Origin of the sequence: Klebsiella sp. RIT-PI-d (assembly GCF_001187865.1) — a bacterium.
GTDB lineage: Bacteria > Pseudomonadota > Gammaproteobacteria > Enterobacterales > Enterobacteriaceae > Superficieibacter.
Map to the genome: position 1 here is coordinate 26,251 of NZ_LGIT01000004.1, position 14,258 is coordinate 40,508.

The 14,258-nt window shown below is 52.3% G+C and carries 14 protein-coding genes; 8 read left to right on the forward strand and 6 right to left on the reverse strand.

Translation table 11 applies throughout. The annotated features are described in order from the left end of the window. Nucleotides 1-32: 32 nt before the first annotated feature. On the reverse strand, nucleotides 33-437 hold the full coding sequence (locus tag AC791_RS03440) for an OsmC family protein (RefSeq protein ID WP_049839092.1): 405 nt from the start codon (nucleotides 435-437) through the stop codon (nucleotides 33-35). Between the two features lie 300 nt (nucleotides 438-737). On the opposite strand from AC791_RS03440, the gene crp reads away from it, so the two are divergent. Together crp and AC791_RS03450 are read left to right on the forward strand one after the other, a co-directional pair. Then, on the forward strand, nucleotides 738-1,370 hold the full coding sequence (gene crp / locus AC791_RS03445) for a cAMP-activated global transcriptional regulator CRP (protein ID WP_049839093.1): 633 nt from the start codon (nucleotides 738-740) through the stop codon (nucleotides 1,368-1,370). Between the two features lie 48 nt (nucleotides 1,371-1,418). Continuing rightward, nucleotides 1,419-3,509: a YccS/YhfK family putative transporter gene (locus AC791_RS03450; RefSeq protein ID WP_049839094.1), complete on the forward strand. Its 2,091-nt coding sequence runs from the start codon at nucleotides 1,419-1,421 to the stop codon at nucleotides 3,507-3,509. Here AC791_RS03450 and argD read toward each other — a convergent pair. From argD to ppiA, 5 genes are all read right to left on the reverse strand, one after another. Then, a complete protein-coding gene (gene argD / locus AC791_RS03455; protein WP_049839095.1) occupies nucleotides 3,499-4,719 on the reverse strand; it encodes a bifunctional acetylornithine/succinyldiaminopimelate transaminase in 1,221 nt (406 codons plus the stop codon). The two genes, AC791_RS03450 and argD, sit on opposite strands and share 11 nt — an antisense overlap. 87 nt (nucleotides 4,720-4,806) lie before the next feature. After that, the gene (gene pabA, locus AC791_RS03460; RefSeq protein WP_049839096.1) at nucleotides 4,807-5,370 is read right to left on the reverse strand and encodes an aminodeoxychorismate synthase component 2; all 564 of its coding nucleotides are present in this window, start codon (nucleotides 5,368-5,370) and stop codon (nucleotides 4,807-4,809) included. A 119-nt stretch (nucleotides 5,371-5,489) separates the two neighbouring features. Next, entirely contained in the window at nucleotides 5,490-6,080 is a 591-nt protein-coding gene (locus tag AC791_RS03465) for a putative adenosine monophosphate-protein transferase Fic (RefSeq protein ID WP_049839097.1), read from the reverse strand. Further along, the gene (locus AC791_RS19515) at nucleotides 6,070-6,237 is read right to left on the reverse strand and encodes a YhfG family protein (protein ID WP_072094281.1); all 168 of its coding nucleotides are present in this window, start codon (nucleotides 6,235-6,237) and stop codon (nucleotides 6,070-6,072) included. Before AC791_RS19515 ends, AC791_RS03465 begins: the two co-directional genes overlap by 11 nt. 102 nt (nucleotides 6,238-6,339) lie before the next feature. Then, on the reverse strand, nucleotides 6,340-6,912 hold the full coding sequence (ppiA, locus tag AC791_RS03470) for a peptidylprolyl isomerase A (RefSeq protein ID WP_049839098.1): 573 nt from the start codon (nucleotides 6,910-6,912) through the stop codon (nucleotides 6,340-6,342). A 280-nt stretch (nucleotides 6,913-7,192) separates the two neighbouring features. On the opposite strand from ppiA, the gene tsgA reads away from it, so the two are divergent. The 6 genes from tsgA (at nucleotide 7,193) to AC791_RS19520 (ending at nucleotide 14,202) form a co-directional block, all read left to right on the forward strand. Next, nucleotides 7,193-8,374, forward strand: coding sequence for an MFS transporter TsgA (gene tsgA / locus AC791_RS03475; RefSeq protein WP_049839099.1), 1,182 nt, complete (start codon nucleotides 7,193-7,195; stop codon nucleotides 8,372-8,374). Between the two features lie 282 nt (nucleotides 8,375-8,656). Further along, entirely contained in the window at nucleotides 8,657-11,200 is a 2,544-nt protein-coding gene (gene nirB, locus AC791_RS03480) for a nitrite reductase large subunit NirB (protein WP_049839100.1), read from the forward strand. Further along, the gene (gene nirD / locus AC791_RS03485; RefSeq protein WP_049839101.1) at nucleotides 11,197-11,523 is read left to right on the forward strand and encodes a nitrite reductase small subunit NirD; all 327 of its coding nucleotides are present in this window, start codon (nucleotides 11,197-11,199) and stop codon (nucleotides 11,521-11,523) included. The genes nirB and nirD overlap by 4 nt, the downstream gene beginning before the upstream one ends. Before the next feature lie 84 nt (nucleotides 11,524-11,607). Further along, nucleotides 11,608-12,414 (forward strand): nitrite transporter NirC, encoded by an 807-nt coding sequence (gene nirC, locus AC791_RS03490; RefSeq protein WP_049839102.1) that lies wholly within the window; start codon nucleotides 11,608-11,610, stop codon nucleotides 12,412-12,414. Nucleotides 12,415-12,427: 13 nt separating this feature from the next. Then, a complete protein-coding gene (cysG, locus tag AC791_RS03495) occupies nucleotides 12,428-13,801 on the forward strand; it encodes a siroheme synthase CysG (RefSeq protein ID WP_049839103.1) in 1,374 nt (457 codons plus the stop codon). A 230-nt stretch (nucleotides 13,802-14,031) separates the two neighbouring features. After that, nucleotides 14,032-14,202 carry a YhfL family protein gene (locus tag AC791_RS19520; RefSeq protein WP_072094282.1) on the forward strand — a complete coding sequence of 57 codons (171 nt, stop codon included), beginning with the start codon at nucleotides 14,032-14,034 and terminating at the stop codon, nucleotides 14,200-14,202. The last annotated feature ends 56 nt before the right edge of the window (nucleotides 14,203-14,258 follow it).

Consider the following 14,258-nt stretch of genomic DNA (forward strand, 5'->3'; position numbering starts at 1 on the left):
GCCCGACAGCAAAGGCTTATCGGGCAAGATTATTATGCGGCAATCACTTCGTATGAATGGGTGATATTGACGGCTTTACCCAGCATAAGCGCTACAGAACAATATTTCTCGGCAGAGAGATCGACGGCGCGCGAGACGGCCGCATCTTTCAGATCGTTACCCGTGACGATAAAATGCAAATTGATATGCGTGAACAGACGCGGCGCTTCTTCCCGGCGCTCAGAGGTCAGTTTAACCTCGCAATTTGTGACGTCCTGACGCCCTTTTTGCAGGATAGACACCACATCGATCGCGCTACATCCACCTGCGGCCATCAGCACCATTTCCATCGGGCTGGGCGCTTTATCACCAGAGTTACCATCCATTAACACCTGATGCCCGGAAGCCGACTCACCTAAAAACGTTAACCCCTCGACCCACTTGACGCGTGCTTGCATAACATCCACTCCAGCGTTGAAATTTTCTCCACAGATTACGCGCACATAACAATTCTCGCAACGGAAGACGACCTGCGTCATGCTGAAGCGAGACACCAGGAGACAGGCGGCAAAAGCTATGTTAAAACAGATCAGATACCGCAGTGATACATTGACTTTGACGCATGTATGCAAAGGAATTAGATTTGGCTGCGGAACATACCGACAGTCAACTTCCTCGCTGAGGGACAAACACGATTGCAACCCGGAGGCAGTACCCTTTCGCCGCCGGAGATAGCTTATAACAGAGGATAATCGCGCATGGTGCTTGGCAAACCACAAACAGACCCGACTCTCGAATGGTTCTTGTCTCATTGCCACATTCATAAGTACCCATCAAAGAGCACGCTAATTCACCAGGGTGAAAAAGCAGAGACGCTGTATTACATCGTCAAAGGCTCGGTGGCAGTGCTCATTAAGGATGAAGAAGGGAAAGAAATGATCCTTTCTTATCTCAACCAGGGCGATTTTATCGGTGAACTGGGCCTTTTCGAAGAAGGTCAGGAACGTAGTGCCTGGGTACGTGCAAAAACCGCCTGTGAAGTTGCGGAAATCTCCTACAAAAAATTCCGTCAGCTGATCCAGGTAAATCCGGACATCCTGATGCGCCTTTCTTCACAAATGGCGCGTCGTTTACAGGTGACATCCGAAAAAGTGGGCAACCTCGCCTTCCTCGACGTGACCGGCCGTATTGCGCAGACGCTGCTTAACCTGGCTAAACAGCCAGATGCCATGACGCACCCGGACGGTATGCAAATCAAAATCACCCGTCAGGAGATCGGCCAGATCGTAGGCTGCTCTCGCGAAACGGTGGGACGTATCCTGAAAATGCTGGAAGATCAGAGCCTGATCTCCGCGCACGGTAAAACTATCGTCGTTTACGGCACCCGCTAGAGTCGACACGCGGCGCATTCCCAGTAATGCGCCGATGCTGTTATCGCTATGTGGCGCAGGCTGATTTATCACCCGGAAATAAACTACGCACTTCGGCAAACGCTGGTGCTCTGTTTGCCCGTGGCTATCGGCCTGTTGCTCGGCCAGCTTCAGTACGGCCTGCTTTTTTCCCTCGTTCCCGCCTGCTGTAATATTGCCGGTCTTGATACGCCGCATAAGCGCTTTTTTAAGCGGCTGACGATCGGCGGCGCGATGTTCGCGGGCAGTAGTCTGGCGGTTCAGCTTCTGCTGGCGCAGGGTGCGCCGCTGCCGCTGGTGCTGACCGCGCTGGCAATGGTACTCGGCGTGACAGCGGAAATCGGCCCGCTTCATGCCCGCCTGCTTCCGGCATCCTTAATTGCAGCCATCTTTACCCTGAGCCTTGCCGGTTCTGTGCCTGTCTGGCAGCCAATGCTGCTGTATGCCATGGGCACGCTCTGGTATGGACTCTTTAACTGGTTCTGGTTCTGGCTATGGCGCGAACAGCCGTTGCGGGAATCATTAAGTCTGCTCTATCGCCAGCTGGCAGACTATTGTGAAGCAAAATACAGCCTGTTGACCCAGCATACCGCGCCGGAAAAGGCGCTGCCCCCGCTGTTGGTACGTCAGCAGAAAACGGTGGATTTAATTACCCAGTGCTATCAGCAGCTGTATATGCTGTCGGAAAAAAAACACGAAAACTACAAGCGTCTGCGCTGGATGTTCCAGATGGCGCTGGATTTACAGGAGCATATTTCGGTTAGCCTCCACCAGCCGGAAGAGGTGCAAAAGCTGGTGGAACAGAGTCATGCTGAAGCCGTGATCCGCTGGAATGCCCGGACCATTGCCGCCCGCTTACGCGTGATGGCAGATGATATCCTTTATCATCATTACTCTGGCCGTTTTACGATGGACAAGCAGCTTGAGGCGCTGGAAAAAATTGCCCGCCAGAATCCGGATAATCCGGTCGGCCAGTTTTGCACCTGGCATTTTAGCCGCATCGCCCGCGTGCTGCGTACGCTTCGCCCACTCTACCCGCGCGATCTGATGGCCGATCGTCAGCGTCGTCCACCGCTGTGGTCGGCGCTCAAAAGCTACCTCTCATTCAAGTCGCCTGCCTTACGCACCGCCGCCCGAATTAGCGTGATGCTCAGTATCGCCAGCCTGGCAGGCAGCGTTTTACATCTCACTAAACCCTACTGGGTGCTGATGACCATCATGTTCGTGACGCAAAACGGCTATGGTGCAACGCGGGTGCGTATTCTTCATCGTGCGCTTGGCACGCTGGTAGGGCTGGTGATTGCAGGCGTAACGCTGCACCTGAAGGTGCCTGACGGTTATACGCTTTGTGCAATGCTGTTGATCACCCTGATTAGCTATCTGATCCTGCGAAAAAATTATGGCTGGGCGACGATCGGTTTCACCGTAACGGCCGTATATACCCTTCAGCTGATTAACCTTAACGGCGAGCAGTTTATTCTGCCGCGTATGATTGATACCGCGCTCGGCTGTCTTATCGCCTTTGGCGGTATGGTCTGGCTATGGCCGCAGTGGCAAAGTGGTCTGTTACGTCAGAACGCGTGGGCAGCGCTGGAAGCCGACCAGGATGCACTGCGTCTGATTTTAAGCAACGATCCGCAGGCCCCGACACTCGCGTATCAGCGTATGCGCGTAAACCAGGCGCATAACACCCTGTTCAACTCATTAAATCAGGCGATGCAGGAGCCTGGCTTTAACTCGCAGTATCTGGCAGATATGAAGCTGTGGGTCACCCACAGTCAGTTTATCGTCGAGCACATTAATGCGATGACCACGCTGGCGCGGGAGCATAATATGCTGACGCCGGATCTGGCGGTACAGTATCTGCAGTCCTGTGAAATTGCCCTGCAGCGCTGTCAGCAGCGGCTGGAATCGGAAGGTCCGGGAAGCACGGGTGATGTGAATATTCTGCAAGCGCCGGACGGCGGTGCGCTCCATGGACCGTTAAGCACCATGGAGCGCCACCTTGAGCGCATTATCGGCCATCTGAACACCATGCATACTATTTCATCGGTAGCATGGCGTCAGCGCCCGCATCATGGAAGCTGGCTGAACAAAAAATTCGGCCGCGCTAACGGTTGAGGACGTTAGCGACCGCCTGTGCAAACCGTTTCATGCCTTCATCAATATCGGCCTCTTCCACCACTAGCGAAGGGGCGAAACGCAGCACGTCCGGTCCGGCATTAAGCACCATCAGGCCCTCTTCAGCGGCAGCAGTGAGGAAATCACGCGCGCGGCCCTTGAGCTGGGTTTGTAATTCAGCGCCGATTAATAGCCCCATGCCGCGAATGTCGCTGAACAGCGCGTATTTTTCATTGATCTGCTGAAGGTGATTAACAAAGCGCTGACGTTTAACATTAACGCCGCTCAGCACCTCAGGCGTATTAATGATATCGAATGCGGCCCCTGCCACGGCGCAGGCCAGCGGATTGCCGCCGTAGGTCGAGCCGTGCGATCCGGCATGAAAGGCGCTGGCAATTTCATGGGTGGTAAGCATCGCGCTAATTGGGAAGCCGCCGCCCAGTGCTTTAGCACTGGTAAGAATGTCCGGCGTCACGCCATACTGCATATACGCAAACAAATCGCCGGTACGCCCCATGCCGCACTGAACTTCATCAAATACCAGTAGCGCCTGATGCTGATCGCACAGCTCACGCAGCCCCTGCAGGAATTCCGGCGTTGCCGCCGTTACGCCACCCTCTCCCTGGATAGGCTCAACGACCACGGCGCAGGTATGATCGTCCATTACCGCTTTCACCGCGTGTAAATCATTGAATGGAACATGAATGATATCTGCCGGTTTTGGTCCAAAGCCGTCGGAATATTTTGGCTGACCACCGACAGAGACGGTAAATAGTGAACGTCCATGAAACGCGTTATGAAAGGCAATAATCTTCGTTTTATAAGGACTGTGGCGAACGCAGGCATAGTGCCGCGCCAGCTTGAAGGCGGTTTCATTAGCTTCGGTGCCGGAGTTCATAAATACTACGCGCTCGGCGAACGTGGCCTCAACAATCTTACGTCCCAGACGCAGTGCCGGCTCGTTAGTAAATACGTTACTGGTGTGCCACAACATTTCACCCTGCGCTTTTAGCGCATCAACCAGCGCCGGATGGCAGTGCCCCAGCGCGGTAACGGCAATGCCACCAGCAAAATCAATGTACTCTGTCCCCTGCTGATCCCATACCCGGCTCCCTGATCCTTTAACCGGAATAAACTCAGCCGGTGCATAAATCGGCAGGATAACGTCATCAAACGTTGCGCGTGTTATTGCCGGTTGTTCAGTTGCCATGTCGTGCCCACCCTTCTTTATGCAAAAGCGAATGTGATAATATAATCACAAAATATGCATAAAAAATCAATTAAAGGCAACTATAAATCAGCGATGCAGAAAATTAGCCAGCAGTTGATGCCCCTGCTCGCTAAGAATACTTTCCGGGTGAAACTGTACTCCTTCCAGATCCCATTCCCGGTGGCGGATAGCCATAATTTCCTGTGTGTCGCTCCAGGCGGTTACCTCAAAGCATTCTGGCAGCGTCGGCGGATCAATGACCAACGAATGATAGCGAGTGACGGTTAGGGGATTATTTAGCGCGTGAAAGACGCCGCCGCCGTTATGACTTACTGGCGATGTTTTACCGTGCATCACTTTAGCAGCCCTGACGATAGTCGCGCCAAAGGCCTGGGCGATAGCCTGATGCCCAAGGCAAACGCCAAGAACCGGCCGCTTTCCCGCATACTGGCGAATAACATCCAGCGAAATGCCTGCGTCATCCGGCGTACACGGTCCGGGAGAGATCACAATTTTATGCGGATTAAGCCCGGCGATATCTGCCAGGGTTATGTCGTCATTGCGACGAACCAGCACATCCGCGCCCAGCTCGCTGAAATATTGAAATAAGTTCCAGGTGAAAGAGTCGTAGTTATCGATGAGCAGCAGCATAGTTTATAACGCTAAGGGATGAGGCGGACAGGTTAACAAATTGCGGGTCATACTGGAATTAGGGTTCACAGACTCGCACGGCCCGGCAACTGTCAGACCGTGCGAAGTCTTAATAAGCTTTATGCCTCGCTTACCACATCAGCAAAAATAGCTTGTAGCGGAGCGAGATCGCCCATCGCACCGCGTTGATTCGCCTGCCGCCAGGCCTCAACGTCAATGCTGCGCCAGTCGAGCAGGTAACCCGCATGAATGGCCAGCTGCTCGAAGAAAATGCGCTGTGCCAGACCGTTACCGAGACGGAAGGGATGCAGGACGTTAATTTCGCAATAATAGTGTGCCAGGCGGGCAATAAAGGCTTCTTTCTCCAGCCCGGCGAGGTACTCTTCCTCTTCAAGGGCCTGCATCAGGGCATTACCTTCATTTTCGATATACTGAAAATTACAAAAACGGGTATCGTCCTTATAGATATCAATTTCTCGTAGCTGACCTGCCCAGTCAAAAATATCCTGATAAAGCTGGCGATGAATAGCGCACAGGTGCGGTAAGCCGCGGGTCTGCGGGCCGAGATCGATTGTCGCCGCGCGGAGCGCGGTCAGTTCGTAAGCCGCCTCTTCCAGACGTTTTTCCTGGCGAATGCCGAGTCGATTGCGCAGCACATTTATGCCGGGATAAAGATAAGGATCGCGCCCGTCACCGAATTTATCGCTCATGGTGCCTCCTGAGTTCGTCGAGACGGGCCATTGCATCTTCAGCGGTCAGCGACTGCAGCGGAATATCGACGCCTTCAAGTCGGCGGCTGGCCTGAAAATTTTCATTACGTAGATTTTCCCAGAGACGGGTTTTTTGCTTGTCAGTGAGCTTTTTCATACTGACCTCCCTGAAGTGTGCCCTTATGTGCTTCAAGTATAAGCATCATTTTCGGGTTACGCAGGGACGCGACGCGGATCGGGCGATCCGCGTCAGAGACGATTACGGTAGAACTTTCGCCGACAGGATCACAATCGGTTTGGTCGGTACGTTCTGATAAGGTCCAACATCGTGCGACTGGGCCTGAGAAATTTTATCCGCAACATCCATTCCTTTTACGACCTTAGCAAAGACGGCATAGCCAAAATCGCGCTGGCCATGATCGAGGAAAGCGTTGTCTGCAACGTTAATAAAGAACTGGCTGGTCGCGCTATCTTTGTCGGCAGTACGCGCCATAGCAACGGTTCCACGGGTGTTGCGCAAACCATTGTCAGCTTCGTTTTTGATCGGCGGATTCGGTTTTTTCTGCTGCATCTGCTCATTAAAGCCGCCGCCCTGCACCATAAAGCCCGGGATCACACGGTGAAAGGTGGTGTTGTTATAGAAACCGCTGTTAACGTAATCGACAAAGTTTTTAACCGAAACAGGCGCTTTCTGGCTATCCAGCTCCAGTTCAATATTTCCCGCCGACGTGGTCAATAATACGTGCGGGTCGCCCTTTGCAGCCAGCGCGGCCGGAGAGAGAACGGAGAGGGTGAAGACGGTAACAACCGCAGCCAGAGTGGTTTTGAGCATGTGATTTCCTTAACGGGGAGCAGCAACGAAAGCAAGTGGCTTGATTCTAAAGAGGCTTTCCCCCCCAGGCCAGCCTTTTACTTAATTTTACGCTGCTGAAACAGTTGTAACGGCCGCTCTTCTATCGATAAGCGCCGATATAGTGTGAGTAACATCACGATAACGAATGTATCCATGCAAACTTTTTGTAATAAACATTTAAATGCATCACTCAATTGCATAAAATCTACTCGCCCGGCGCAAAGTCAATGCGCTTTACATATTTATTCACAGGCCAGTCATGACTAACAGCAATCGAATTAAGCTCACATGGATAAGCTTCTTCTCTTACGCCCTTACAGGTGCGTTAGTGATCGTCACCGGGGTGGTGATGGGCGATATCGCCAGCTATTTTAACCTGCCCGTTTCCAGCATGAGTAACACCTTCACCTTTCTTAACGCGGGAATATTGATTTCAATTTTCCTGAACGCCTGGCTGATGGAAATCGTGCCGCTGAAAACGCAGCTGCGTTTCGGCTTTTTACTCATGGTCGTCGCCGTGGCCGGACTGATGCTCAGTCACAGCCTTGCGTTGTTCTCGGCCGCCATGTTTGTCCTTGGACTGGTAAGCGGGATCACCATGTCTATCGGGACATTCCTCGTTACACAGATGTACGAAGGCCGCCAGCGCGGTTCACGTCTGCTGTTTACTGACTCTTTCTTCAGTATGGCAGGTATGATATTCCCGATGGTTGCAGCTTATTTGCTGGCGCGGAGCATTGAATGGTACTGGGTCTATGCCTGTATCGGCCTGGTCTACGTCGCTATTTTTATCCTGACTTTTGGCTGCGAATTTCCGGCACTGGGTAAACATGCACCGAAAGAGAGCCAGCCGGTAACCCGTGAAAAATGGGGTATTGGTGTGCTGTTCCTTTCTATTGCCGCCCTGTGCTACATCCTCGGCCAACTTGGTTTCATCTCCTGGGTGCCCGAATATGCGAAAGCCCTGGGAATGAACCTCAATGACGGCAGCAAGCTGGTAAGCGATTTCTGGATGTCCTACATGGTGGGTATGTGGGTATTCAGCTTTGTTCTGCGCTTCTTCGATCTGCAGCGTATCCTGGTGGTTCTTGCAGCTCTGGCGACGCTCCTGATGTATTTCTTCATCAAAGCCCAGCCCGAACATATGGCATGGTTTATTCTGTCGCTCGGTTTCTTCTCCAGCGCCATCTACACCACCATCATTACCCTTGGCTCGCAGCAAACTAAACTGCCTTCGCCAAAACTGGTTAACTTCATTCTGACCTGCGGCACCATCGGTACCATGCTGACATTTATCGTCACTGGCCCTATCGTTGCGCGCAGCGGTCCTCAGGCGGCGCTACTGACCGCTAACGGCCTTTATGCGGTAGTATTCGTCATGTGCGTGGCGCTGGGTTTTGTTTCCCGTCATCGCCAGCATTCTGTTGCTCCCAAAGCGTAATCTCGCTCACCCCTTTTCACACTGAAAAGGGGTTTTATTTCTCCCCCTCCAAATGTGTACTTCCTGTTAGCCAGGGGAGTAGCCGCCATTGTCTAAAAACCCTACACTTTGCCTGTAAATTAATCAAAATGGAAAAGCCAGGCTTTTCCGTAACTTATAAAAATACTGTCAAATCAATCATCTACTCATTAAGGGGTAGTGATGAGCGAATTTGATTTATATCAATAAGTGCAGTTGCTGAATCGTTAAGGTAGACGTATTAGAATAGAAATCGAGGCAAAAATGAGCAAAGTCAGACTCGCAATTATTGGTAATGGCATGGTCGGCCATCGCTTTATTGAAGATCTTCTTGATAAAGCCCCGGCGGAGCAGTTCGACATTACCGTTTTCTGTGAAGAACCCCGCATCGCCTACGACCGCGTCCACCTGTCATCTTATTTTTCACATCATACCGCTGAAGAACTTTCGCTGGTTCGCGAAGGCTTTTATGAAAAACATGGCATTAACGTGCTGATTGGCGAACGAGCCATCACCATTAACCGCCAGGAAAAAGTGATCCATTCGAGCGCCGGGCGTAGCGTATTTTACGACAAGCTGATCATGGCTACCGGCTCTTATCCGTGGATCCCCCCCATTAAAGGCTCGGAAACGCAGGACTGCTTTGTTTACCGGACCATTGAAGATCTGAATGCTATCGAATCCTGCGCCCGCCGCAGTAAACGCGGCGCCGTTGTCGGCGGTGGTTTACTGGGTCTGGAAGCGGCTGGCGCGCTAAAAAACCTTGGCGTCGAAACACACGTTATCGAGTTTGCGCCAATGCTGATGGCAGAACAGCTCGATCAGATGGGCGGCGAACAGCTTCGCCGGAAGATCGAAAGCATGGGTGTACGGGTTCATACCAGTAAAAACACTCAGGAGATCGTGCAGGAAGGCGTTGAAGCACGTAAAACCATGCGCTTTACCGACGGCAGCGCTCTGGAAGTCGATTTTATTGTTTTTTCAACCGGTATTCGTCCGCGTGACAAACTGGCGACCCAGTGCGGACTGGCAACAGGTCAGCGCGGCGGCATCATTATCAACGATACCTGCCAGACTTCCGATCCGGATATTTATGCTATCGGTGAATGTGCCAGCTGGACTAACCGCGTATATGGTCTGGTTGCGCCGGGCTACAAAATGGCCCAGGTGGCCGTGGATCATATCCTCGGTAAAGCGAATCAGTTTGAAGGCGCTGACCTTAGCGCCAAACTGAAATTACTGGGCGTGGACGTGGGGGGTATTGGTGACGCCCATGGCCGCACGCCGGGTGCACGTAGCTACGTCTATCTTGATGAGAATAAAGAAGTTTACAAACGGCTTATTGTCAGCCCGGATAACAAAACGCTGCTTGGTGCAGTACTGGTTGGCGATACCAGCGATTTCGGCAACCTGCTTCAGCTGGTACTCAACGCCATCGAATTGCCGGAAAATCCGGATGCGCTAATTCTTCCGGCGCACGCGTCAGGCGGTAAACCGTCAATCGGCGTCGATAAACTGCCGGACAGCGCGCAAATTTGCTCCTGTTTTGACGTGACCAAAGGCATGCTAATTTCCGCGATCAATAAGGGCTGCCACACCGTTGCGGCGCTGAAAGCAGAAACCAAAGCCGGTACCGGCTGCGGGGGATGTATTCCACTGGTGACTCAGGTTCTGAATGCAGAGCTGGCGAAACAGGGTATCGAAGTAAACCATAATCTGTGCGAACACTTTGCGTTTTCCCGTCAGGAGCTATACCACCTGATCCGCGTTGAAGGGATCACGTCGTTTGATGAACTGCTGAAGAAGTACGGTAAAGGCTACGGCTGTGAAGTATGTAAACCGACGGTCGGATCGCTTCTGGCCTCGTGCTGGAATGACTATATTCTGCAACCGGAGCATACCTCTTTGCAGGATACGAACGACAACTTCCTCGCCAACATCCAGAAAGACGGCACTTATTCGGTGATCCCACGCTCCGCCGGCGGCGAAATTACCCCGGAAGGCCTGATGGAAGTGGGGCGGATCGCGCGCGAATATAACCTGTATACCAAAATTACCGGTTCACAGCGTATTGGCCTGTTCGGCGCGCAGAAAGACGATCTGCCGGAAATCTGGCGTCAGCTAATCGAGGCGGGCTTTGAAACGGGTCATGCATACGCGAAAGCGCTGCGCATGGCTAAAACCTGCGTCGGCAGCACCTGGTGCCGTTACGGCGTTGGCGACAGCGTGGGTTTCGGCGTTGAGCTGGAAAATCGTTATAAAGGTATTCGCACCCCGCACAAAATGAAATTTGGCGTTTCCGGCTGTACCCGCGAATGCGCAGAAGCGCAGGGTAAAGACGTAGGCATTATCGCTACTGAAAAAGGCTGGAACCTGTATGTCTGCGGCAACGGCGGGATGAAACCACGTCATGCGGATCTGCTGGCGGCCGATCTTGATCGCGAAACGCTGCTGAACTATCTCGACCGTTTCATGATGTTCTACATCCGCACTGCCGATAAGCTGACCCGTACTGCCTCCTGGCTGGAAAGCCTTGAAGGTGGCATCGACTATTTACGCAGTGTGATTATTGACGACAAGCTCAACATTAATCAGCAGCTTGAGGCGGAAATGGCCCGCCTGCGTGAGGCGGTGATCTGCGAATGGACGCAGACGGTAAACACCCCGGCAGCGCAGGTTCGTTTTAAACACTTTATCAATAGCGACCAGCGCGACCCGAACGTCCAGGTGGTACCAGAACGCGAACAGCATCGCCCGGCCACCCCATATGAGCGTATTCCGGTAACCCTGGTGGAGGAGACCGCATGAGCCAGTGGCATACAATCTGCAAACTTGATGACATCATTCCCGCAACCGGCGTCTGCGCACTAGCGGGATCGGAACAGGTTGCTATTTTCCGTCCACGCGCGGATGACCAGGTGTTTGCTATCAGCAATATTGACCCTTTTTTTAACGCCAGCGTACTGTCACGCGGCCTGATTGCGGAACATCAACAGGACTTGTGGGTGGCAAGCCCGCTGAAGAAACAACGCTTCCGTCTGCGTGACGGGCTGTGTATGGAAGATGAAAGCCAGTCGGTCAAACATTATGATACGCGCGTTAAAGAGGGCGAGATTCAAATCAGGCTGTAAGACGTCCCTCCTCACCGCTGCCCTCTCCCTCAGAGAGAGGGCTGTTTCACACTTATTATTTTTAACTATTTCAGGATAATCAATATGTTTACCGACACCATTAGTAAGTGTGCGGCAAATGCTGCGCGCATCGCACGCCTGAACAGCCATAGTCCTTTAGGCTTCTGGATAAGCTCGGCCATGGCGGGTGCCTATGTGGGGCTGGGGATTATCCTCATATTTACCCTCGGTAATTTGCTGGATCCTGCCGTGCGCCCGCTGGTGATGGGGGCCACATTTGGCATCGCACTCACGCTGGTAATTATTGCTGGCTCTGAGCTCTTTACCGGCCATACGATGTTTTTGACGCTCGGCGTCAAAGCAGGCACCATCAGCCAGCGTCAGATGTGGACTATTCTGCCGCAAACCTGGCTTGGCAACTTAATCGGCTCTGTTTTAGTCGCGTTATTTTACCATTGGGGTGGCGGGAGCCTGCTGCCGGCCGATACCAGTCTGGTGCATACTGTTGCGCTGGCCAAAACCGCTGCCCCGGCATCGGTGCTATTTTTCAAAGGCGCATTGTGTAACTGGCTGGTATGCCTTGCTATCTGGATGGCAATCCGTACTGAAGGTGCAGCGAAATTTCTCGCTATCTGGTGGTGCCTGCTGGCATTTATCGCCTCCGGTTACGAACACTCGGTGGCTAATATGACCCTGTTTGCCCTCTCCTGGTTTGGTCATCATAGCGAGGCCTATACCCTCTCAGGTATCGGGCATAACCTGTTGTGGGTCACGCTCGGTAATACTTTCTCTGGCGCCGTATTTATGGGCCTGGGTTACTGGTATGCTACGCCGCGCGCTGAACGTCCCGCACCTGCCACAGCACACTCGCAAGTAACCGTCAGCCAGTAAATAAGGAAACGCCGTGGATCATTTGCCTATTTTCTGCCAATTACGCCATCGCGCCTGTCTGCTCGTCGGCGGTGGTGATGTCGCTGAACGCAAAGCCCGTCTGCTGCTGGAGGCAGGCGCAGAGCTTACCGTTAATGCACTCAACTTTGTGCCGCAATTTATCATCTGGGAAAAGGCGGGAATGTTGACGCTGGCGGAGGGTGAGTTTACTGAGACGCTGCTGGATGAACGCTGGCTGGTGATTGCCGCAACGGATGATGCTGACGTTAATCAGCGCGTCAGCGATGCCGCTGAATCACGACGCATTTTCTGTAACGTCGTTGATGCACCAAAACAGGCCAGCTTTATTATGCCATCGATTATTGATCGTTCACCGCTGATGGTGGCCGTTTCCTCCGGTGGCACATCTCCCGTCCTGGCGCGCCTGCTGCGTGAAAAACTGGAATCGCTGTTACCGCAGCATCTGGGACAAGTGGCGAAATATGCCGGTCAGCTACGCTCGCGAGTGAAAAAACAGTTCGCGACCATGAGTGAACGTCGTCGATTTTGGGAAAAATTCTTTGTAAACGACAGGCTGGCGCAATCGCTGGCAAACCAGGACAGTCAGGCAATAAATGCCACCACTGAACAGTTGCTGAATGAACCGCTGGATCATCGTGGCGAGGTGGTGCTGGTGGGTGCAGGCCCGGGCGATCCCGGTCTGCTGACGCTTAAGGGGTTACAACAGATCCAGAAGGCGGACATAGTGGTTTATGACCGCCTGGTTTCCGATGAGATTATGAATCTGGTACGTCGCGATGCAGATCGGGTCTTCGTGGGTAAACGTGCGGGCTACCATTGTGTACCGCAAGAAGAGATTAACCAGATCCTCCTGCGCGAGGCGCAAAAAGGCAAACGCGTGGTGCGTCTTAAGGGTGGCGATCCGTTCATCTTCGGGCGCGGCGGTGAGGAGCTGGAAACTTTGTGTCAGGCGAATATTCCCTTCTCAGTTGTGCCGGGAATAACCGCTGCCTCCGGTTGCTCTGCGTATGCCGGTATTCCTTTGACTCATCGCGATTATGCTCAAAGCGTACGGCTGGTCACCGGACACCTGAAAACAGACAGTGAACTGGACTGGCAAAATCTGGCCGCTGAAAAGCAAACGCTGGTATTTTACATGGGGCTGAGTCAGGCCCCGCATATTCAGCAAAACTTGCTTAAATTTGGTATGTCCGCCGCGATGCCGGTTGCGCTGGTCGAGAATGGGACCGCGCTAAAACAGCGCGTGGTTAGCGGTGTACTTTCCGATCTGAGCGAGCTGGCCGGGCAGGTTGCCAGCCCGTCGTTAATTATTATTGGCCATGTTGTTGCGCTGCGCGATAAGCTTAACTGGTTCTCACATCATTAAGACGAGCCGTATCTGAAGTATATTCTTATATAAATAATGAGAGTGAATAAAAGCCTGGCAATATATATGTCAGGCTTTTTATTGCCGAAAATATTCTCGCCTGAACGCATACCCTCAGAAAAAGTAAAGTCTTTATCAGGACTATTGTTAGCCTGCTTTAATTGATATCGTAACAATACGAAATGAAATTATTTCCTTCCTGTAGTTATATCATCAACAAGGACTTTGATATGTTTAAGTTTGCAAAAATCGCCATTGTTGCAGGGATCCTGGCAACGCTGACCGCATGTACGGGTCACATCGAAAACAAAAAAAATAACTGTAGCTACGATTACCTGCTGCATCCGGCAATTTCTATCTCTAAAATTATTGGCGGCTGCGGCCCTGCGGCTAATCAGTAACAGTCGTATTTACTCTCTAATAAAAAACCGGGACATTCCCGGTTTTTTATTACTGA

Excerpts from the sequence above, each read along its gene's own strand:
- AC791_RS03440 (WP_049839092.1), bottom strand. The coding sequence starts at position 437 with ATGCAAGCACGCGTCAAGTGGGTCGAGGGGTTAACGTTTTTAGGTGAG.
- crp (WP_049839093.1), top strand. The coding sequence starts at position 738 with ATGGTGCTTGGCAAACCACAAACAGACCCGACTCTCGAATGGTTCTTG.
- AC791_RS03450 (WP_049839094.1), top strand. The coding sequence starts at position 1,419 with ATGTGGCGCAGGCTGATTTATCACCCGGAAATAAACTACGCACTTCGG.
- argD (WP_049839095.1), bottom strand. The coding sequence starts at position 4,719 with ATGGCAACTGAACAACCGGCAATAACACGCGCAACGTTTGATGACGTT.
- pabA (WP_049839096.1), bottom strand. The coding sequence starts at position 5,370 with ATGCTGCTGCTCATCGATAACTACGACTCTTTCACCTGGAACTTATTT.
- AC791_RS03465 (WP_049839097.1), bottom strand. The coding sequence starts at position 6,080 with ATGAGCGATAAATTCGGTGACGGGCGCGATCCTTATCTTTATCCCGGC.
- AC791_RS19515 (WP_072094281.1), bottom strand. The coding sequence starts at position 6,237 with ATGAAAAAGCTCACTGACAAGCAAAAAACCCGTCTCTGGGAAAATCTA.
- ppiA (WP_049839098.1), bottom strand. The coding sequence starts at position 6,912 with ATGCTCAAAACCACTCTGGCTGCGGTTGTTACCGTCTTCACCCTCTCC.
- tsgA (WP_049839099.1), top strand. The coding sequence starts at position 7,193 with ATGACTAACAGCAATCGAATTAAGCTCACATGGATAAGCTTCTTCTCT.
- nirB (WP_049839100.1), top strand. The coding sequence starts at position 8,657 with ATGAGCAAAGTCAGACTCGCAATTATTGGTAATGGCATGGTCGGCCAT.
- nirD (WP_049839101.1), top strand. The coding sequence starts at position 11,197 with ATGAGCCAGTGGCATACAATCTGCAAACTTGATGACATCATTCCCGCA.
- nirC (WP_049839102.1), top strand. The coding sequence starts at position 11,608 with ATGTTTACCGACACCATTAGTAAGTGTGCGGCAAATGCTGCGCGCATC.
- AC791_RS19520 (WP_072094282.1), top strand. The coding sequence starts at position 14,032 with ATGTTTAAGTTTGCAAAAATCGCCATTGTTGCAGGGATCCTGGCAACG.